We start from the raw sequence: 20,851 nt of genomic DNA, 5'->3' as shown, positions 1-20,851 counted from the left end.
GTGCTTGGGTACACTTCCACGCTAATTTGATCGGTATCAGGAACACTTACATGATCGCTTGCCTGCGGCTGCTCTCCGCCCTCTGCCTCGCTGCCTTGCTGGCCGCGTGTGCCAGCTCGCCCTCGTCCAGCCTTGGCGACCTGCCACGGACTCCGGATGCCAGTATCGAGCAACTGCTCGAACAGGCAACGAACGCCAACACACCGGAAAAGGCCGCCATGCTGCGCCTGAGTGCGGCAGACCTGGCCTACCAGCAGAACAATGCCGGCCGCTCGTCGCAGATCCTTGCGCAGGTGCCCCTGGACGTCCTCAAACCCGCCGCGCAGATATTTGCCAGCACCCTGGCCGCCGAACTGGCGATGACTCGCAACCAGCCCAAGGCGGCATTGGCGGCGCTGAACCATCCCAGCCTGCAAAGCCTGAAGGAGCTGCCGGCAGACCAGCAGATCCGCACCGGCACCGTGCACGCCCGCGCTTACGAAGCCGACGGCCAGACCCTGGCCGCCGCTCGCGAGCGGGTTGCCATGGCGCCGCTGCTGACCGGCGATGCCGCTGCAAGCAACCACGAAGCCATCTGGGTGCTGATTGCCGCGCTGCCGGCCGAACAGTTGCAGGCCACCGGCAACCCGACACTCGATGGCTGGGTGAACCTGGCCCAGGCGGTCAAGGGCGCCGGCACCCTGGAGCAACAACAGGCCGCTATCGATACCTGGCGCGCGCAGAACCCGGGCCACCCGGCAGCGGTGCAACTGCCGACGCCATTGACCAGGCTCAAGGAGCTGGCCAGCCAGCCCCTGAACAAGATCGCCGTGCTGCTCCCGCAGGAAGGCCCATTGGCTTCGGTCGGCAAGGCATTGCGAGAAGGTTTCATGGCGGCTCACTACCAGGCCGAACAGGCCGGGCAGAAGGCGCCGGTCATCGAGTTCTACGACAGCTCGCGCATGACCTCCCTCGACGACTTCTACGCCAAGGCCCAGGCCGCCGGCGTGCAATTGGTGGTCGGCCCGCTGGAAAAACCGCTGGTCAAGCAACTCAGTGCACGCCCGCAATTGCCGATCACCACCCTGGCGCTGAACTACAGCGAGACCGATCAAGGCCCGGCGCAACTGTTCCAGTTCGGCCTGGCCGCTGAAGACGAAGCCCGTGAAGTCTCGCGCCGTGCCCGTGCCGATGGCCTGCATCGCGCCGCCGCCATGGTGCCCCGTGGCGAATGGGGCGAGCGTGTCTACAAGGCCTTCCGCCAGGATTGGGAAGCCAATGGCGGCACTGTGATGGGCGTTGAGTATGTCGATCAGCCAGTGGCACTGGCCCAGCAGATCGCCGACCTGTTCCAGTTGCGTAAAAGCGAAGGTCGCGCCAAGAGCCTGCAAAGCACGGTCGGCACCGACGTTGCCGCCCAGCCTTCACGTCGCCAGGACATCGAGTTCATCTTCCTGGCGGTCACCCCGCAACTGGCCCAGCAGATCAAGCCGACCCTGAACTTCCAGTACGCCGGCGATGTGCCGGTCTACGCCACGTCCCATGTCTTCAGTGCCAGCGGCGACCGCAACCAGTATCTGGACATGACCAACGTGATGTTCTGCGAAACCCCTTGGCTGCTTGACACCACCGACCCGCTGCGCAACCAGGTCGCCGCGCAATGGCCGCAAGCCAATGGCAGCCTGGGCCGCCTGTACGCGATGGGCGTCGACGCCTACCGCCTGGCACCGCGCCTGGGCCAACTCAAGGCATTGCCGGACACCCGTGTCGACGGTCTCTCGGGCAACCTGGGCATCAGCGCCAACCAGCGCGTTGACCGCCAGATGCCATGGGCGAAGTTCGTCGGCGGCGCCATTCAGCGCCTGCCCGATACCCCACGCTGATGCCCGAGCGGTCCAGCGCACAAAGCGGCAAGGATGCCGAACTTCAAGCGCTGAAATATCTGCAACAACAGGGTCTGCGCCTTCTGGCGCAGAACTGGTTATGTAAACGCGGCGAGCTTGATCTGGTCATGCTTGACGGCGATACAGTAGTATTCGTCGAAGTCCGCTACAGAAAACACGCACAATGGGGTGGCGCGCTCGCCAGTATCGACGGGCGCAAGCGTCAGAAACTGATACTCGCCGCGCAGTTTTTTCTGCTAAAAGAGCATCGCTGGGCTGACAGCCCCTGCCGTTTCGATGTGGTCGCCATAGAAAGCACACCGTCGGGTCCTGCTGATCTGAACTGGCTCAAAGATGCCTTCGACAGCTGACGCACCCGGCACCTTCACCACACACTTTTGCTCTTTGCATTGCGGGCTGCACATTACCTGTGCCAAACAGCCGCGCTACTTAAGGTCACACAGATGGACATGCAATCCCGAATTCGCCAGCTTTTCCAGGCCAGCATCGACACCAAGCAACAGGCGATGGACGTACTTGCACCGCACATCGAGCAAGCCAGTCAGGTCATGGTCAACGCCTTGCTCAACGAAGGCAAAATGCTTTCTTGCGGTAACGGTGGTTCGGCTGGCGATGCCCAGCATTTCTCTTCCGAGCTGCTCAACCGCTTCGAGCGCGAGCGTCCGAGCCTGCCGGCCATTGCCTTGACCACCGACTCGTCGACAATCACTTCGATTGCCAACGACTACAGCTACAACGAAATCTTCTCCAAGCAGATCCGCGCCCTCGGCCAGCCGGGCGATGTGTTGCTGGCGATTTCCACCAGCGGCAACTCGGCGAATATTATTCAAGCGATCCAGGCCGCACATGATCGTGAAATGATTGTCGTAGCCTTGACCGGTCGCGATGGTGGCGGCATGGCTTCGCTGCTGCTGCCTGAGGACGTGGAGATTCGCGTCCCGGCCAATGTCACTGCACGCATTCAGGAAGTCCACCTGCTGGCGATCCACTGCCTGTGCGATCTGATCGACAGCCAACTGTTCGGGAGTGAAGAATGACCGTTAACCGCCTCAGCCTTTTGGCCATTACGCTGTGCCTTGCCATCAGCGGCTGCAGCTCGGCAATCACCGCTACACGGGACACCCCCATCCAGGACGACCGGGGCACGCGTACTTTCGGCAGCACCATCGATGATTCGCTGATCGAAACCAAGGTCAAGGTCAATGTCGCCAAGGCCGCCACAGATCTGGGCAACGGCGCCTCGCGCATTGTGGTGACCAGCTTCAACGGCGTCGTCCTGCTGGCCGGGCAAACCCCGCGCGCCGACCTCAAGGCCCAGGCTGAACAAGCCGCTGCGGGCGTGCAACGAGTCAAGAAAGTCCATAACGAGCTGCAGGTCATGGACCCGATCACCCTGCTGGCCATCAGCAACGATGCGCTGCTGACCACCAAGATCAAGGCGCAGATGCTCACCGACAGCGCGGTGCCGGGCTCGCGCATCAAGATCGTTACCGATAACGGCATCGTCTACATGATGGGCCTGCTGACCCAGGCCGAAGCGACCCGCGCCGCCAACCTGGTGCAGGGCGTGTCGGGCGTACAGAAGATCGTGAAGGTGTTCGAATACATCGACTGATGTAGACACACAGCCACAAAAAAGGGCGCCGTGCATTGACTGCACGGCGCCCTTTTTAGTGCCTAGCGTTTACTGGTATTGCTGGTACGGATTGCCTTGGAACTGGTTGTTCTGCTGTGGCGCCTGCTGCTGACCAGGCTGGCCGTATTGCTGGCCAGGGATCGGGCCGAGGTTGACCTCGACACGACGGTTCTGGGCACGGCCATTCACGTCGCTATTGCTGGCAATCGGGTTATCCGGGCCGGCACCGCGAGCACTCAGGTTGGCAGCACTGACACCCTGGGAAGTCAGGTAGTTGGCCACGCTCTGCGCACGGCGCTGGGACAGGTCCATGTTCAGTTGGCGGCTGCCGGTGCTATCGGTGTAGCCGACGATCTGAATAGTGTTCTGGTTGAACTGCTTGAGGGAGTTGGCCAGGTTGTTCAGCGGCTGGTAGAAGCTGCTGGAGATCGCATCGGAGTTGGTGGCGAAGGTGATGTTGCCCGGCATGATCAGCTTGATCTGGTCACCCTGACGCTGCACTTCCACACCGGTGTTGGCCATGCTTTCGCGCAGCTTTTTCTCTTGCTGGTCGGCGTAGTAGCCATAGCCTGCGGCACCGGCACCTGCAACGACGGCGCCAATCAGCGCGCCCTTGCCACGGTTGTTATGGTCGATGGCCGCACCGGCCAATGCACCGGCGAGCGCGCCGAGGCCGCCGTACTTGGCGGTCTTGCTCATACCGCTTTCAGAACCATTGCCGGCCTGTCCCTGGCTGCCGTCATAAGGATTAGGTGAGGCACAGCCAGACAACAGGGCTACGGCGGTAGCGACAACAAGCAGACGACGCGGAGTAAACATGAAGGGAGCTCCTACTTTTGCATTCTGTGATGCAGAGGACATTGGCAATGGACCTGTGCCGAGTTTGGAACGCGACAAGCGGCAAAAATTCCGTGGGGGGTACGCAAAGCATAGCTGTCTTTGGCTAGAGCCTGTGCCTGCGTGTCTGTACCGACTTGTATCAGCGCCGACAACCCATCACGCACGCACGAAAGGATTCTCTCGCATCTCATCGCCCAGTAACGTATCCGGCCCATGCCCTGTCACCACTGTCGCGCGCTCATCCAGCGTATACAAGCGCTGCTTGATCGACCGCACGATCGTCGCCTGGTCGCCGCCCCACAAGTCCGTGCGCCCAACGCCGCGCCGGAACAGGGTGTCGCCGGCAATCAGCAGCCTGGCATCGGCAAACCAGAAGCTCATCGAACCCGGCGTATGCCCGGGGGTGTGCAAGGCAACGCCACATCCACAGGCCAATTCTTCATCGTGTTCCAGCCAGCGATCCGGCGACGGCACCGGCACATAGGGCACGCGAAACATCTGGCATTGCATTTCCAGGTTGTCCCATAGAAATTGATCATCTTTGTGCAGGTGCAGCGTGGCTCCGGTTTTTTCTTTCAATTGGCCGGAGGCCAGGAAGTGATCCAGGTGAGCATGGGTGTGGATAATGCTCACCACCTTCAGACCCAACGCATCAAGACGCGCCAGGATCAATTCGTGATTTCCGCCGGGGTCGACTACGATGGCTTTTTTCGTGATCGGGTCGCCAATGATGGTGCAGTTGCACTGCAACGGGCCGACGGGGAAGGTTTCGCGAATCAGCGGTGTTTTTTCGGTAGTCATGAGTGTCCTGCAAGCTCTCTGGCGCGTTCCAAGTGCAGTATGGTGGAGGTGCCCCCACTCTGGAAGGGATCGATTCGGCGGTGTATCCGCTGCTAAGCTACACAAGCGCCATCCCCCGCTGCAGTCCGTCGCATTTGGAGCAACACCCATGGCGAATCAACAGATCATCTGCGAGCACTGCGACTGCGTGTACGAAAAGGTCACGCTCGCCAAACATCAAAAAGCCCTGTGTGTGCAGTGCTCGGGTGTGCTGCAGCGCTATAACGGCCTGTCGGTGCAACAACGCCTCGCGCTGACGGTGACCGCGGCAGTGCTGTGGACCTTTGCCAACTTTTATCCGGTGATGAGCATCAGCCTGCAGGGCTTGAAAAACAGTGCGACGCTGTGGGATTCGGTGGTGGCGCTGAGCCTGGGGCCGATCACGTTCATTGCGTTGGTGGCGGCGATCTCCATCATCATCGCGCCGGTGTTTCAGCTGGTCTTGCTGATCTGGGTGCTGAGTTTCGCCTTGACCGGCAAGCGCTCGCCGGCGTTCAAACTGTGCATGCGCTGGCTGGAAGCGCTCAGGCCCTGGAGTATGCTGGAAGTCTGCCTGCTGGGCGCCATGGTTGCCGTGTTCAAACTGGCGGGTATGCTGGATGTGATCCCCGGTACCGGCCTGTTTGCCCTGGCCGCCCTCAGCCTGTTGCTGATCCGCATTGCCGGACGCGATGTCCGCGACCTGTGGGACACCGTATGAATTCACCGCCCACCGCCCGCGAGCTCAACCTGTGCCTGTGCCATACCTGCGGCCAGGCCTGCGACATGCGCCTGGAGCCCACTGAATGCGAGCGCTGCGGCGCGCCCTTGCACCGGCGCAAAACGCAATCGCTGACACGCACCTGGGCCTACTTGCTCACCGCCCTCGCCTTTTACATACCGGCCAATTTGCTGCCGGTGATGAACACCACCATGCTCGGCTCCGGCGCAGACAGCACCATCATGAGCGGCGTGCTGGAGTTCTGGCAGCATGGCGCCTGGGACATTGCCCTGATCATTTTCATCGCCAGCATTGCCGTGCCGGGCATCAAGTTCCTGTCACTGGGGCTGCTGCTGATCACCGTGCAGCGCAACAGCCAGTGGGCGCGCAAGGAACGCTCGAAGCTGTTTCGGTTTATCGAGCTGATCGGCTATTGGTCGATGCTGGATGTCATCGTGGTCGCACTGGTGGCCGCGCTGGTTAAGTTTCAAGCCCTGGGCACGATCGAACCGCGCCTGGGCATTCTGTTTTTTGGCTTGGTGGTGGTATTTACCATGCTCGCGGCCATGAGTTTTGATCCCCGGCTAATCTGGGAAAACCCACATAACGAGGAGACCGCGGATGAGCGCATCCAAGGCTGACACCCCTGCGGGGCAACCCGCGATCAAGACGCGTCGCTTCAGTGTCTCGCTGGTTTGGATCGTGCCGATTGTCGCCGTCCTGGTAGGTATCTCGCTGGTGGTCCACAGCGTGCTTCAGCAGGGGCCGACCATCGTCCTCAACTTCAAGACCGGCAGCGGGCTGGTCGCCAACAAGACCGAGGTCAAGTACCGCAATGTGGTGATCGGCCAGGTGACGGCCGTGGCCTTGAGTGGTGACCAGAAAAGTGTCAACGCCACCATCGAACTGTCCAAACAGGCCGAAAGCTTCACCCGCGAAGACTCCAAATTCTGGGTGGTACGCCCACGTATCGGCGCAGGCGGCGTATCCGGTATCGACACGCTGCTGTCCGGCGACTACATCGGCGCGGATATCGGCCAGTCCGAAACCCGCGCCAAACATTTCACCGGCCTGGAAAACCCGCCACCCATCACCTATGGCGAGCCCGGCAAGCGCTTCACCCTGCACACGCAGACGCTGGGCTCCCTGGACATCGGCTCGCCGGTCTATTACCGCAAAATCCCGGTAGGCCAGGTGGTGGCTTATGAGCTGGACAGTGAAGGCAAGGGCGTGAATGTCGAAGTCTTCATACACGCGCCCAATGATGGGTATGTCACCGAGAACACGCGGTTCTGGAATGCCAGCGGTGTCGATCTGAGCGTCGGTGCCAATGGTTTTGCGCTGAAGACCGAATCGGTGTCGTCCATGCTGATGGGCGGGATCTCCTTCCGGGCCCCACCCTACAACCCCAACGACAAGCCGGCCGAGGAAAATCGCGGCTTTGAATTGTTCGAAGACCAGCAAAGCGCCCTCGCCCCGCCCAATGGCAAGGGGCAATACATGGTCCTGCGCTTTGATCAGGCCCTGCGTGGGCTGAAAGTCGACGCACCGGTGGAGTTCCTCGGCGTCGAGTTCGGCAAGGTGGTGTCGATCAATCTGGACTTCGATGCGAAGAAACGCAGCTTCCCGGTCAATGTCGGCATCGTGATCTATCCGCAACTGCTCGGCGCGGCCCATACCAAGCTGCTCAAGGCCATGAACAATAACCCTGACGATGAAGCGGCCGGCGTGCGCCTGATCGGCAGCTTCATCGAAAACGGCCTGCGCGCCCAGGCCCGCAGCGGTAACCTGCTGACCGGCCAGTTGTACATCGCCCTGGACTTCTACCCCAAGGCCGAGAAAGTGGCGTTCGACCCGAACCAGCGCCCCGTGGGCATTCCCACCATCCCGGGCAACCTGGAACAACTGCAGGAGAAGTTCGAAGGTATCGTCAACAAGCTCAGCCAACTGCCGGTCGAGCGGATTGCCGGCAACCTCGACGCCAGCCTGGTCGAACTGCGCAAGGGCCTGGCGCAATTCAACGCCAAGACACTGCCGGGTGTGCAGACGACACTGGCCGACGTGAGCAAGACCCTGCAATCGGCCAGCTCAACCCTGGCAGAAGACTCACCCCAGCGTGAACAACTGACCCAGACCCTGGATGAACTGGCACGCATGTCGCGCTCCTTGCGCGAGCTGTCCGATTACCTGGGCCGGCATCCGGAGTCGCTGATTCGCGGTCGTCCTGATAACGCCGCGCCGAACGACCTGCAAGGGCCACCCCGCAAATGACCATTGGAGCCGCCATGACGTCGCCGTTGAAGATCACACTGCTGACCACGATGCTGTTGCTCGCGGCCTGTCGCAGTGACCCCATCGCCTTCCACACCCTGACCCCGGCACATGCGAGCAACAGCTCACGCGCAGATGCCGGTGGTGTACGGATTGAAAGCCTCAGCGTGCCGCCCCAGGTCGACCGCGCGCAGATAGTGGTGCGCCAGGGTGACAGTGGGTTGGCGATTCTTGAAACCCAGTGGTGGGCGGCCAGCCTCGCTGACGAACTCAGGAGCGCGCTGGTGGATCAATTGGCCAATAGCGATCCGCGCCACGCCGTGGCCCTGCGCCTTGAAGTGCAGCGCTTTGACTCGGTCCCCGGGCAGTACGCGCTGCTCGACGTGCGCTGGCGCCTGCGCCAGATCAATGGCGACCGCCCTGCCCTGACTTGTCGCAGCACCTTGCAGTCACCCGCGGGGCCTGGCATCGACGACCTGGTGGTGGCGCATCAGAACAACCTCAAGCGGTTCGCGGCACTGATCAATCAAACCATCGGCACGTCACTCAAAGGCTGCCCTGCCGCGCCATAAACTGCGCTGGGCTCAGACCAGCAAGCCCATGGCCTTGGCTCGCGCCACTGCCTGGGTTCGGCGCTCCACGCCGAGCTTGCTGTTGATATGGCTGGCGTGGGTCTTGACGGTATGCAAGGAAATAAACAGCTGGTTGCTGATTTCCTGGTTTGAACAGCCTTGGGCAATCAGTTGCAGCACCGCCAGCTCTCGCGTACTCAGGGTTTCCTGATGAGCCGGGGCCTGGACCACGCTGACTTGGGGCAGCAGCGCCAGCAAGCTCTGGTTCAGCAGACCATGGGAATCTTTGCCCAACTGCTCGCGCATCCAGTCCGGGTAGCCCTCCAGCAACCGCTGGAACGGCTGCAACGCGCCGCCCGAGCCTGCTTCAAGTGCACGGGCCAATACCTGTCCGGCCTTGGCCTCCTGGCCGCCCGCCAACAGAAGCTGTGCCTGCTGGGTCAGCGCCATCAAGGCAATCATCTGTCGCCCACTGTTCCGGGACTGTTGCGCCAATGCTTCCAGGCGTTGCAACGCGGTGTCGGGCTGATGGCGTATGGCATCAAGCGCAGCTTGTTGCAGTTCGATATGTTGTGGCAGGTGTGGGTGGAACTCCGGCGCGGCAGCGGCGTGCTCGCCGTTGTAGGTCTGCCCCAGCCTGGTCAGCCAGGCGTCCGCCAGCTCGGTACGGCCCTGGGCCAGCCATAGCTCGCATTTGATCAACGTAATCATCGCCAGGTAATAGATCGGCGGCACGTCCCAGATGTGCATCAAGCGCTCGGCCTCGGCCAGCTCGGCAAAGGCATTGGAAAACTGGCCGCGCCGCCCTTCAAAGTTGGCGATCACGCAATGCCCGATCAGCACGCTGATATCCCGGCAGGCACGGGCTTCGGCCAGGCCGGCGCGCAAACGCACAAGGCCGGCTTCGGGCTGGTAACGCGCCAGCAGCAGGTAACCTTCGTAGAGCGACAACCGCGCACGCACCGCATACAGGCGCTGGGGCGCCAGACCGTGCAAGCGTTCCAGGCCCTGGCGCACTTCGTCCAGGGAGCGCAGGATTTCGCCGCGTGACTGCAACACCCGCGCCCGGTCGTAATGGGCCAAGGCTTCAAACAACGGATTACCAACGCGCTGCGCCAGCTCCAGGGATTCGCGGTTCAAACCGCGGGCGCGCCACAGGTCGGCATCGACAATCGCCAGGTTGGACAGGGTCGACAGGCACATCAGACGCTGGCCGTAGCGCTTTTGCGGCAGGCTTTCCAATGCCTCGTTGCAATAGCGCTGGGTCAATTCGCGGTCCCCGCGCCCACGGGCAATGATCCCGCTCAACGCCAGCCACTGGGCCAACATCGACCTTTGCGCGGTCGCCGAGGGTGCCGGCAGGAAGCGACTGAGGTAGCTGGAAAGCTCCTGGGCCGCGTCCAATTGGCACGCCAGGCCCAATGCCCAGCTGTAGAGCACGATCAAGCGCGGCGTGCTGATCAGCAGGCTGTCGGGCAAGTCCATCTTCCAGCGCAGCAACATGCCAACATTCTGCTCTGCCAACAGTTGCTCTTCGGACAGGTTCTGGACCAGGTTCGCCGCCACGTCCAAATGGCCGGCCCGCAGCGCCTGCTCTACTGCCTCGTCGATCAACCCCTGGGCGTTGAACCAGCGGCAGGCGCGCAAGTGCAAGCTGGCAGGCGGCAATGTGGTGCTCTTCTCGCGGCGGGTACGCAGCAGGTCGGAAAACAAATGGTGATACCGGTACCAGTGGCCCTGTTCATCCAGCGGCACCAGGAAAACCTGATGGGCCTGCAAATAATTCAGGATTTCGGCGCTGTCATGGGCTTCGCGGACCGCGTCGCACAAATCGCTGCAAAAACGCTCCTGGGGAGCAGTGTCGTACAGGAACGCTTGCACATCGGCAGGCAGGCAGTCGATGACCTCTTCAAGCAGGTAATCACGAATCAACCCTTCGCCACCGTGCAGGCTTTGGGGCAAAGCCCCCTCATTGCCACCGGCCTCGGACGCTGCCAACAACCAGAAGCGCAGGCCGGCGACCCAGCCCTCGCTGCGGCGGATCAGGTTTTCCAACGCTTCGCCGCCTAACGCGCTGCTGTGCCCATCCAGCACGGCCAGGGATTCGTCGTGAGTCAGGCGCAGGTCTTGTTCATGCAGCTCCAGCAGATGCCGCGACAAACGCAGGCGCGCCAGGTGCCAGTCCGGACGCTGCCGGCTGGTGACCAGTACCAGCAGACCGTCGGGCAAATGATTGAGGAAAAATTGCAGGCAACGATCCAGCACCGGGCCCTGGGCCAGGTGGTAGTCATCCAGCACCAGCAATAGCGGCGAACGCGTGGACAGATGCTCCGCCAGCTCATCGAGCAGGCCGTCCAGCCATTCTTCAAAGGCAAAGGGTTGATGACGCTGACGCATTTTCAGCAAACCCAGGGATTGGGCGCCCAACTGCGGAAAATAGTGCTGTAAGCCGTCGAGCAATCGCTCCAGGAAGCGGCCGGGGTCATTGTCCCGTGGGCTCAGGCCCAGCCACAGACTTTGCCAGTGGGCCGGCAGGCCCTGGCAGAACTCCACCGCCAACGAGCTCTTGCCGAACCCCGCCGGTGCGCAGACCAGCAACAATCGCCCGTCCAGGCCCGCGTTCAACCGTTGGCACAGGCGCGGGCGCAGCACGTAGCCGTCAGGCAATGGGGGCCTGTAGAAGCGGCCTTCCAGGGTTGGTATCACCACACTGGCAGGCCCTTGGATTCGGGACAGATCAGTCATCGCCGGGCTCTTGTGGAAGGCTGTTGTCGGCATTGCAGATGTCCGCAGACTAGCGGTAAAAGCGGCGGGATTGTAGATCTTTGCAACAATTGGCTGAAAAAGAACTGCGACAAAAAATATCCCTTCCAGCCGCCAAGCAAGAAGTAGGAGCGAGCTTGCTCGCGAAGCACTCAAAAAAAACGCGCCCATCCAGGATGGGCGCGTTCTCGTTGGCGACCTTCGCGAGCAAGCTCGCTCCTACAGGTTAGCGAACACCATCCTGGCGCAGGGCCGCTGGGGTGAAGTCGCTGGTGGTGGCGGTGAAGCCGAAGTCATAAGCCTGTTTCTCTTCGTTCTTCATGCCCAGGGCCAGGTAACGGCCGGACTGCAGGTCGTACAGGGTTTCCAGGGCGTACCACGGCACTTGCTTGTCGTAGTAGTTCTCGGCATGGGCTTCGGCAACCCGCCACAGTTGGCCACGGCCGTCGTAGTGGTCGATCACCGCCGCTTGCCAGGTGTCTTCGTCGATGAAGAAGTCACGCTTGGCGTAGATGTGGCGCTGGCCTTCCTTCAAGGTGGCGACCACGTGCCAGACGCGGCGCAGCTCGTAACGCGCCAGGTCCTGGTTGATGTGGCCGGCCTTGATGATGTCGGCGTACTTGAGCTTCGGATCGTCGATCTTGTAGCTGTTGGAGGCGATGTAGATTTCTTTCTTGCCTTCCAGCTTCCAGTCGTAGCGATCCGGCGCACCGTTGTACATGTCGAGGTTGTCGGAGGTGCGCAGGCCATCGGCAGCAGTACCCGGCCCGTCATAGGACACTTGCGGGGCCCGGCGCACACGGCGCTGGCCCGCGTTGTAGACCCACGCCGAACGCGGTTCCTTCACCTGGTCCAGGGTTTCGTGCACCAGCAGTACACCACCGGCCAGACGCGCTGGCGCGGTGACTTGCTGCTTGAAGTAGAACAGGATGTTGCCCGGGTTTTTCGGATCGAAATCCTTCATCTTGTCGCGAAACACAAACTGATCGCGGAAGTACACCAGGCTGTAGGAACCGTTGGTTTGCGGCGTGGCCTGGGTGACCAGACGGGTTACGCTGCCGCCGCGATAACGGGTGATGTGGTTCCAGATGACTTCAACGCCGGTTTTGGGAATCGGGAACGGCACGGCGGTCTCGAAGTTTTCCAGACCGTTGCCGCCGGACACCAGGTTGGTGGTGGTGGCGTTTTTCTTGATGGCGGCGAACACGTCAGCCGGCACCGTGGCACCGCGATGAGTCGGGTAGACCGGCATCTTGAAGCTGTCCGGGTAACGCTTGAACATCGCGTACTGCCCTGGAGCCAGTTTGTCTTTGTACTGCTCGACGTTCTGCGCGGTGATGGTGAATTGCGGTTGTTCGCTGGCATATGGGTTGGCCAGGAAGCCACGGGCATCCACAGCGCCTGCGTTGGTTGGCAAGGGTGACCATTTGGGGATGGTGCCGGCCGCGTTGCCCGCCATCTCGGCGCCCATCGGGGTCAGGGTAGTACCGAGCTTGGCAGCTTCATCCGCCGAGACTGCCGCCATGACGTTGCTCGCCAGGATCGACAGCCCAAGCACACCGACGTGCAACAGACTTTTAGTTATTTTCATACTCTGGTCTTCCTGAATACATGCCACTTGAAAAGAGTGTGCTTAGAAGTTGGCGCCGAAGCTCAAGGCGACAAAGTCGCGGTCATCCACGGTGCTGAACTTGCCACCAAAGAAGTTGGTGTACGCCAGGCTCGCGGTGTAGGTGTTCTGGTACTCGGCATCCAGGCCCAGGCTGACCGCCTTGCGACCCTCTTCAAAGTTGCCGCCGGGACCTGGCGAGTAACCTTTGACGTCATGGGACCAGGCCACGTTGGGCTTGAGGTTCACGCCAGCGAACACGTCCGGGTATTCCCAGATGGCACGGGCGCGGTAGCCCCAGGACGTTGCAGTGGTGTAGCCGTCGTTGTTGCAGTTGGTGTTCAGGCCGGCAGCGTTGGGCAGCCCGGCGCCGTTGGCGGTGGAGTTGTTCAGCGCGTTGCAGAACCCACCCGGTAGCGTGCCTGGGCCGAACACCGGATCGCGGCCATAGCGGGCCTGGGACTTGCTCTCCAGGCCACCCACATGGGTCACACCGATTTCACCGACCGTGGTCAGGCGACTGGCGCCCATCACCTGGTCGAAGAAGTGCGTAAAGGTGGTCTGGAACTGGGTGACTTCCTTGCGGTTGTAGCCATGCAGGTCCTGGCCCGGCGAGCCCTTGAGCACCGAAGCATTGCCAAAGCCAGGAATCGGCGTGACACCGGCAAACAGAATGTCGGTGGTACTCAACTGCACCGGCGCATTCGGCCGATAGCTCAATTCACCACTCCAGGCGGTGCCGGTAGGCAGCGTGGTGGAGAAGCTCAAGCCGTAGAGACGAATATCTTCCGGGTACTCGACGAAGTAGTTCGAACTGCCCGCCACGATCAGTGGACGCAGTGCCCCCAGCGGCCCCAGCGGACGGGTGTAGGCCGCAGACGGCGCACCCTGCGCACTGAAGATCGGCGCACGGCTGTGGTAGTTCATGAAGTAGGCGCCGAACTCGGTGTCCAGCGGTTCGAAGTTGTAATGCATGGCCACACCGAACTGGCCGCTGTCACGCGCATCACGGTCCGGCCCACGGCGCACCAGCACGCCTTCGCTGTTCACATCCACACCCAATGCATTCAGGGTCGGCAGCGCCGCGCCAGGAATGGTCGAGCGCTTGTTCAACACCCGCAGGTTATTGCTGCAGCCATCGGAGATCACGTCTGGCTGGGAGAAGAAGGTGCCGCAGTTATCGGTGACGGTCTGGTCCCATTCCAGTTGGTAGAACGCTTCGGCCGAGAGGTTGTCGGTGAGCGTCTGGGACACGTAGAACATGTTGACCGGAATCAGGCCTTCCTTGATCTCGGCCCCCGGACGACGAAACGCCGACACGTCGATCGGGTTGATGGAGTTGATGCCGCCGCCGATGAAGGTACTCTCGCCCCAGCTCACGACCTGCTTGCCAAAACGCACGGAACCCGGCGCATCGGCAATCGAGTAGTTGTGGTAGACGAACGCATCGAGAATCTGCCCGCCGGAAGACTTGGCGCCTTCCTTGCGGTTGTTGTCGCTGATGTCCTTGAACTGACGGCTCTCGTCCTTGAGTTCAAAGTCGTACCAGTACTTGCCGCGCACAAACACGCCGGTGTCGCCGTACTTCAGTTCCAGGTCATGGATACCCTTGAAGATCTTCGAGAACGTCTCGCCGCGCTTGAAGTTCAGGTGACCGTCATCGGAAGTCTGGGACAGGCCCTTGCCGCCATTGTTGGCGCCGATCAGATCACGATTGGGCTTGGCCGTAGACCAGCTCGCACCCACCGAAAGCGAGGAGTCAAAGCTCCCTTCGATTTCACCGATGTTGAAACTGACGCCGAATGCAGGCCCGGCGAGCGTAGAAGCGAGACTGACGGCCAGGGGCAGTCTTGCCCGGCGCCAGAACTGGTTTACTTGGGTCATCGACGCTACTCCATGTGCATATTTTATTGTTATGGCAGTGAGCCCTTTCTTCAGATGTAACGGCCGGGATACAACGATTCCAATGCCGAAACGCAACCAAGCCTCCCTGGCTCGACGCGCAACATCCGCGAAAAACTCTGAAAGGGACTATAGCCAGAGGGGGGTAGTGCTTGATCCCTCTAAAGTGTGATTTGCATCACCAACCTGTCTGCCACAACCCTTTCGCCACGCCGACGAAGGTCGACGCGGGAAGAATGGCTGAAATTCGGCAAATCACAAGTAGAGGCTTGAGATAGAGCAGTGCCGCGCCCGAAAGGGCGCGGCGAGGGGCATCAAAGCGTAGACAGGAAGGTGCTGTTGTTGGCCTGCCATTCGATGATGTCGATACGGATACGTTTTTTGTCGAGCTTGCCTACGCTGGTCTTGGGAATTTCAGTAACAACGGCGATCTGGCTCGGAATCGCCCACTTGCTCAAATGCCCCAATTCGACAAAAGGCTTGAGGTGCTCCTTGAGCTCCCGCGCACCAATCCCATGGCCCTCATGTACCACCAGCAACGCGAACGGGCGCTCGCCCCATTGCGGATCGGCGATGCCCACCACCGCGACCTCGCGTACCGCCGGGTGGCGGCTGACCAGGTCTTCGAGGGCCAGGGACGAGATCCATTCCCCACCGGTCTTGATCACATCCTTGATGCGATCACGGATATCGATCACACCAAACGCGTCCAGTGTGGCAACGTCGCCGGTGTGCATCCAGCCGCCGGCCCACAGCTCGGCGCCCTTTTGCGGTTCGTTGTAATACCCCTCGGTCAGCCAGGGCGCGCGCAGCACCAGTTCGCCCTGGGTTTCGCCGTCGGCGGGGAGAAAATTGCCGTCGGTGTCCATGATTGCCGCCTCCACCAGCGGCCCGGGCACACCGGCCTTGATGCGATAGGTGGTGCGTTCGTCTTCGCTGCCGGCCATCAGCTCCTCATTGAGGTGTGCGCACGATACCAGCGGCCCGGTCTCGGACATGCCATACGCGGCGGTCAATTGAATGCCGCGGGCCTTGGCGGCTTCGTACAGCGAGCGGTTGAGCGCGCTGCCGCCAATGACGATTTTCCACCCACCAAAATCCACGCCCTGGGCAGCCTTGGCGTTGAGCACCATTTGCAGGATGGTCGGCACGCAATGGGAGAACGTGACCTTCTCCTTGCGCCACAGCTGCACCAGGTATTCGGGGTCATAGCGCCCGGGGTAGACCTGCTTCAAGCCGAGCATGGTCGCCACATAGGGCAGGCCCCAGGCGTGTACGTGGAACATCGGTGTGATCGGCATGTACACATCGTTGGTGCCCAACAGACGCACGCTGTCGACGCTGCCCATGATGGTCGCCACGCCAATGGTGTGCAGCACCAATTGGCGATGGGTGAAATACACTCCTTTGGGGTTACCGGTGGTGCCGGTGGTGTAGAAGGTGGTGGCGACGGAGTTTTCGTCGAAGTCCTGGAAGTCGTATTGGGGGCTGGCGGCGGCCAGCAGGGTTTCGTACTCACCGACCAGGTTGGGTAGTTCGGCGGTGTGGGTGTCACCATCGGTAATCAACAGGGTCTTGTCGACGGTGGTGAGCTGCCCGGCAATCGCCTGGTAGAGCCCCACGAACTCACTATTGACCAGCACGAAGCGGTCTTCGGCGTGGTTCATGGTGTAGAGAATCTGTTCCGGTGACAGGCGCACGTTGATGGTGTGGATCACCGCGCCGATCATCGGAATGGCGAACATGCATTCCAGGTAACGGTGGCTGTCCCAATCCATCACCGCCACGGTATCACCAGCCTTGACCCCGGCTTCGGTCAGCACATTGGCCAGGCGCGCAACGCGCTCGATCAGCGTCGGGTAGGTGTAGCGCAGCTTGTCGCGGTAGATGATTTCCCGGGTCTTCTCGTAGCGAGTCCCGGACATCAACAGGCGCTTGATCAGCAGCGGGTATTGGTACGCACCTTCGGCGGGCGGGATAACACGGGTCTGCAACATACGAATCCCTTTAATGACTGCACGGTCTTGGCTTGAAGACCTGCACTGTAGAGGGCTTATGTTTCAACCAAATCAGCCAAAGGAATGATTTGCGGAACTCAGCAAATGCTAGCTTTGCGCCAGTATCTGCAGCTTATGGAAGACCAATGTGGGAGGGGGCTTGCTCCCGATAGCGATGTGTCAGCCACTGTATTTGCTGGCTGATCCACCGCTATCGGGAGCAAGCCCCCTCCCACATTTGAGCTGTGTACCCTTGAGAAAATTGATTACTTCATGCTGGTAAACGCCAACTTCACACCAATGGCAATCAACACCGCGCCCATGGTTCGATCAAACCAATGCCCCATGCGCGCAAAGCCGGCGCGCACACGTTGCTGGCTGAACAACATGGCCACCAGGCAAAACCACAAGGCAGTCGCCACCGCCAGGTACACGCCATAACCGGCTTGTACCGCCAGTGGCGTATGCGGGTTGATCACCACGGTGAACAGCGACAGGAAGAACAGCGTGGCCTTGGGGTTCAAGCCATTGGTCACAAAGCCTGCGGTAAACGCGCCGCGTGGAGTGCGCTCGCCCGCTTCGCGGTGCAACTCGCCCTCGGCGGCGGGCCTGGCCGGCTGCGCACGCAGGGCCTTGAAGCCGATATACAGCAGGTACGCCGCTGCGGCCCATTTGAGCGCATTGAACAACACGATGGACTGGGACACGATCAAGCCAATGCCCAGCAACGAATAACCTACATGCACGAAAATCGCCGTGCCGACGCCCAGGGCCGTCCAGGTGCCGGCGCGGCGACCGTGGGTCACGCTCTCACGGACCACCACGGCGAAATCCGGGCCGGGGCTGGCCACCGCCAACAAGTGAATCAAGGCTACGGTCAAAAACTCGGCGACGTACATGCTCACTCCATTAAGTAACTGATTATTTCATCTGATAGGCTCGGAAGATTACGCCTTCGAACCTCGTCGCAAAAGGTACAGTTGATCATGAACAATCGCCGCGCCGTCTTCCTCGACCACCCTTCGCTGGACTTGGGCGACCTCGACCTGAGCGGTTTGCGCGACTGCTTCAGCCAGTTGCAGCTGTTTGAGCAGACCACGCCACAGAATGTGCTGGAACGCTTGCAGGGTGCCCAAGTCGCCATCAGCAACAAAATCCCGCTCACAGCGCAAACCCTGGCGGCGTGCCCCGAGCTCAAGCTGATCCTGGTTTCAGCCACCGGCACCAACAATATCGACCTCGAAGCCGCCCGCGCCCACGGCATCACCGTGAGCAACTGCCAGGGTTACGGCACGCCGTCGGTGGCCCAGCACACGATCATGCTGCTGCTCAACCTCGCCACGCGCTTGAAGGACTACCAACAGGATGTGGCCGCCGGCAAATGGCAGCAGGCCAGGCAGTTCTGTCTGCTGGACCATCCAATTGTCGAGCTGGAAGGCAAAACCCTCGGCCTGCTCGGCCATGGCGAACTGGGCAGCGCGGTGGCGCGCCTGGCCGAAGCCTTCGGCATGCGCGTGGTACTCGGCGCGATTCCCGGGCGCCCTGCCCGCTCCGACCGCGTGCCACTGGATCAACTGCTGGCCCAGGTCGATGCGCTGACCTTGCATTGCCCGCTCAATGAACACACCCGCGACTTTATCGGCGCCCGTGAACTGGCGCTGCTCAAGCCCGGCGCGTTTATCGTCAACACCGCCCGTGGTGGCTTGATCAACGAACAGGCCTTGGCGGACGCGTTGCGCAGTGGTCATCTGGGCGGCGCGGCGACCGACGTGTTGAGTGTGGAGCCGCCGATCAATGGCAACCCGCTGCTGGCCGACGATATTCCTCGGTTGATTGTCACCCCTCACAACGCCTGGGGCAGTCGCGAAGCGCGGCAACGCATCGTCGGCCAACTGACGGAAAACGCCCGCGGCTTTTTCAGCGGTGCCCCGCTGCGCGTCGTCAGTTGATAAACTGCGCCCCTTTTCAAGGAGCAGACCATGGATCCGCGCAGTGAAGTACTGCTTCGCCAGGCCGAACTTTTTCAAGGCAACCTGCTGCTGGCAGGTTTGCCCGCTGACGATTTGCTCGGGCGCTTGCCCAACGCCCATGGCTGGTGCTGGCACGCCGGCGACCAGGCCGCGCTTGATGCACGGTTTCCCGAGCGTAGCCAGTTCGGGGTGAATGTGCCCGAGCGCGCCTTCGATGCTGCGGTGATCTTCCTGCCCAAGTCCAAGGACCTTACCGACTACCTGCTCAACACCGTGGCCGCTCGCCTGCCTGGCGCCGAGTTGTTTCTGGTGGGTGAGAAAAAAGGCGGTATCGAAAGCGCCGCCAAGCAGATGATTCCCTTCGGCAAGCCGCGCAAGCTGGATAACGCGCGGCATTGCCAGCTATGGCAAGTTACCGTCGCCAACGCCCCGCAAGCGGTCGAACTGGAGAGTCTGGCACAGGTTTTCGATGTACCACTGGCCGAAGGCCCGCTGAAGGTGGTGAGCTTGCCGGGAGTGTTCAGCCATGGCCGCCTGGACCGCGGCACCGAGTTGCTGCTGGAGCACCTGGACAAGCTGCCCAGCGGGCATCTGCTCGATTTCGGTTGCGGCGCCGGTGTACTCGGGGCGGCAGTCAAGCGTCGCTACCCGCACAACACCGTGACCATGCTGGATGTGGATGCCTTCGCGGCTGCCAGCAGTCGGCTGACGTTGGCGGCGAACGGCCTGGAAGCCGAGGTACTGACCGGGGATGGAATCGATGCCGCGCCGATGGGGTTGAACGCGATTTTGAGCAACCCGCCGTTCCATGTCGGGGTGCATACCGATTATTTCGCCACGGAGAACTTGCTGCGAAAAGCAGCCAAACATCTGGCAAAAGGTGGCGAACTGCGCCTGGTTGCCAACAGCTTCCTGAAGTATCAGCCGCTGATCGAAGAGCATTTGGGCATCTGCGCAATCAAGGCCGAAGGCAATGGTTTTCGCATCTACCGCGCCAAGCGCCCCTGACGGGCGTTTGAAAAAGAAGGCTTGCCGAATGGGTTTTGCCTAGGCAGAATCCGCTGCGTCCTAGGGGAGTAGTCTCCCACGAGCCCATGCTCGTCCGGCATACGTCAACATACTTGGTCAGCAGACCATGGCGTATGCGACCCAGGAGTCCGCACAGACGGACCGGGGTTTGACAAGACCTATGACACGCACACCTTACCCGGGGCGGGAAGGCTGTACGTGTCATAGCCGTGTCGACCCGCCCCTGGAAACTACCTGATGCTGGATTCACTACTCGTTCCTACCGCAATCGTTGCCTTGGCCGAAATCGGCGACAAGACGCAGCTACTCGCGCTCATTCTTGCTGCCCGCTTTCGCAAACCCTGGCCGATCATTGCCGGCATTGTCGCCGCAACCCTGGCCAACCATGCGGCGGCCGGTGCCGTGGGCGCCTGGTTCGGGAGTTTCTTCTCGGATGCGGTGCTGCACTGGATCCTCGCGGCGAGCTTCTGTGCCACGGCACTCTGGACCCTGGTGCCAGACAAACTCGATGATGACGAAGCCAGTACCACACGCAAGTTCGGGCCATTTCTGACCACGCTGATTGCGTTCTTCCTTGCGGAAATCGGTGACAAGACCCAGATCGCCACGGTGATGCTGGCAGCGCAGTATCCGGAGTTGTGGCTGGTGATTATCGGCACTACGCTGGGCATGTTGATTGCCAACGTACCGGTGGTTCTGGCGGGGAATTTCGCGGCGGAGAAACTGCCGCTGACCTTGATTCGTCGATTGGCGGCCACAGCGTTCTTTGTACTGGCGATTGTGGCGGTGTACAAAGCCATGCAAAGCAGTGGCTGGATCTAAACCGAACACCAGGGATG

At 61.1% G+C, this 20,851-nt stretch carries 18 protein-coding genes and 1 riboswitch; of the genes, 11 read left to right on the top strand and 7 right to left on the bottom strand.

Translation table 11 applies throughout. From position 1 onward, the window contains the following. Positions 1-50 precede the first annotated feature (50 nt). The 4 genes from IH404_RS06020 (at position 51) to IH404_RS06005 (ending at position 3,498) form a co-directional block, all read left to right on the top strand. On the top strand, positions 51-1,862 hold the full coding sequence (locus IH404_RS06020; RefSeq protein ID WP_194440143.1) for a penicillin-binding protein activator: 1,812 nt from the start codon (positions 51-53) through the stop codon (positions 1,860-1,862). Further along, positions 1,862-2,233 carry a YraN family protein gene (locus tag IH404_RS06015; RefSeq protein ID WP_005784926.1) on the top strand — a complete coding sequence of 124 codons (372 nt, stop codon included), beginning with the start codon at positions 1,862-1,864 and terminating at the stop codon, positions 2,231-2,233. Before IH404_RS06020 ends, IH404_RS06015 begins: the two co-directional genes overlap by 1 nt. Positions 2,234-2,326: 93 nt before the next feature. Continuing rightward, positions 2,327-2,920, top strand: coding sequence for a phosphoheptose isomerase (locus tag IH404_RS06010; protein WP_007904374.1), 594 nt, complete (start codon positions 2,327-2,329; stop codon positions 2,918-2,920). Beyond that, complete coding sequence (locus tag IH404_RS06005) at positions 2,917-3,498, top strand: BON domain-containing protein (protein ID WP_005784922.1); 582 nt, start codon at positions 2,917-2,919, stop codon at positions 3,496-3,498. Before IH404_RS06010 ends, IH404_RS06005 begins: the two co-directional genes overlap by 4 nt. Positions 3,499-3,567: 69 nt before the next feature. On the opposite strand, the gene IH404_RS06000 is transcribed toward IH404_RS06005, so the two are convergent. Next, positions 3,568-4,338 carry an OmpA family protein gene (locus tag IH404_RS06000; RefSeq protein WP_122733920.1) on the bottom strand — a complete coding sequence of 257 codons (771 nt, stop codon included), beginning with the start codon at positions 4,336-4,338 and terminating at the stop codon, positions 3,568-3,570. Positions 4,339-4,515: 177 nt separating this feature from the next. Beyond that, a complete protein-coding gene (locus tag IH404_RS05995; RefSeq protein ID WP_122733921.1) occupies positions 4,516-5,160 on the bottom strand; it encodes an MBL fold metallo-hydrolase in 645 nt (214 codons plus the stop codon). A gap of 148 nt (positions 5,161-5,308) precedes the next feature. Here IH404_RS05995 and IH404_RS05990 point away from each other — a divergent pair, with 148 nt between their 5' ends. Genes IH404_RS05990 through IH404_RS05975 form a run of 4 tightly spaced genes read left to right on the top strand, consistent with a single transcriptional unit; the run spans position 5,309 to position 8,742 of the window. Next, complete coding sequence (locus tag IH404_RS05990) at positions 5,309-5,899, top strand: paraquat-inducible protein A (RefSeq protein WP_122733922.1); 591 nt, start codon at positions 5,309-5,311, stop codon at positions 5,897-5,899. After that, entirely contained in the window at positions 5,896-6,540 is a 645-nt protein-coding gene (locus IH404_RS05985) for a paraquat-inducible protein A (RefSeq protein WP_122733923.1), read from the top strand. Before IH404_RS05990 ends, IH404_RS05985 begins: the two co-directional genes overlap by 4 nt. Then, complete coding sequence (locus IH404_RS05980; RefSeq protein ID WP_122733924.1) at positions 6,521-8,170, top strand: MlaD family protein; 1,650 nt, start codon at positions 6,521-6,523, stop codon at positions 8,168-8,170. Before IH404_RS05985 ends, IH404_RS05980 begins: the two co-directional genes overlap by 20 nt. Positions 8,171-8,184: 14 nt before the next feature. Continuing rightward, entirely contained in the window at positions 8,185-8,742 is a 558-nt protein-coding gene (locus tag IH404_RS05975; RefSeq protein WP_032877738.1) for a PqiC family protein, read from the top strand. Positions 8,743-8,754: 12 nt separating this feature from the next. Here the strand turns inward: IH404_RS05975 and IH404_RS05970 are convergent, their stop codons facing one another. The 5 genes from IH404_RS05970 to IH404_RS05950 form a co-directional block, all read right to left on the bottom strand. Continuing rightward, positions 8,755-11,487: a LuxR C-terminal-related transcriptional regulator gene (locus IH404_RS05970; protein WP_194440142.1), complete on the bottom strand. Its 2,733-nt coding sequence runs from the start codon at positions 11,485-11,487 to the stop codon at positions 8,755-8,757. A 244-nt stretch (positions 11,488-11,731) separates the two neighbouring features. Continuing rightward, complete coding sequence (locus IH404_RS05965) at positions 11,732-13,096, bottom strand: DUF1329 domain-containing protein (RefSeq protein ID WP_005784906.1); 1,365 nt, start codon at positions 13,094-13,096, stop codon at positions 11,732-11,734. A gap of 42 nt (positions 13,097-13,138) precedes the next feature. Continuing rightward, entirely contained in the window at positions 13,139-14,998 is a 1,860-nt protein-coding gene (locus IH404_RS05960) for a DUF1302 domain-containing protein (RefSeq protein ID WP_122733928.1), read from the bottom strand. 332 nt (positions 14,999-15,330) lie between these two features. Further along, the gene (locus tag IH404_RS05955) at positions 15,331-17,013 is read right to left on the bottom strand and encodes a fatty acid--CoA ligase (RefSeq protein WP_194440141.1); all 1,683 of its coding nucleotides are present in this window, start codon (positions 17,011-17,013) and stop codon (positions 15,331-15,333) included. A 266-nt stretch (positions 17,014-17,279) separates the two neighbouring features. After that, entirely contained in the window at positions 17,280-17,912 is a 633-nt protein-coding gene (locus tag IH404_RS05950; protein ID WP_194440140.1) for a LysE family transporter, read from the bottom strand. An 84-nt stretch (positions 17,913-17,996) separates the two neighbouring features. On the opposite strand from IH404_RS05950, the gene IH404_RS05945 reads away from it, so the two are divergent. The 3 genes from IH404_RS05945 to IH404_RS05935 all read left to right on the top strand — a co-directional run bounded on the left by IH404_RS05945 (position 17,997) and on the right by IH404_RS05935 (position 20,834). Then, a complete protein-coding gene (locus IH404_RS05945) occupies positions 17,997-18,962 on the top strand; it encodes a 2-hydroxyacid dehydrogenase (RefSeq protein WP_194440652.1) in 966 nt (321 codons plus the stop codon). Between the two features lie 30 nt (positions 18,963-18,992). Beyond that, positions 18,993-19,991, top strand: coding sequence for a class I SAM-dependent methyltransferase (locus IH404_RS05940; protein ID WP_122733930.1), 999 nt, complete (start codon positions 18,993-18,995; stop codon positions 19,989-19,991). Positions 19,992-20,041: 50 nt separating this feature from the next. After that, positions 20,042-20,161, top strand: a riboswitch (yybP-ykoY riboswitch). A gap of 88 nt (positions 20,162-20,249) precedes the next feature. Then, positions 20,250-20,834 carry a TMEM165/GDT1 family protein gene (locus IH404_RS05935; RefSeq protein WP_005784895.1) on the top strand — a complete coding sequence of 195 codons (585 nt, stop codon included), beginning with the start codon at positions 20,250-20,252 and terminating at the stop codon, positions 20,832-20,834. Positions 20,835-20,851: the final 17 nt, after the last annotated feature.

It is taken from the genome of Pseudomonas sp. OST1909 (assembly GCF_015277575.1).
GTDB classification, from domain to species: Bacteria; Pseudomonadota; Gammaproteobacteria; order Pseudomonadales; family Pseudomonadaceae; genus Aquipseudomonas; species Aquipseudomonas synxantha_A.
Note: the sequence above shows the minus strand (reverse complement) of the source record. Positions and strands in the feature narration are given on the sequence as shown.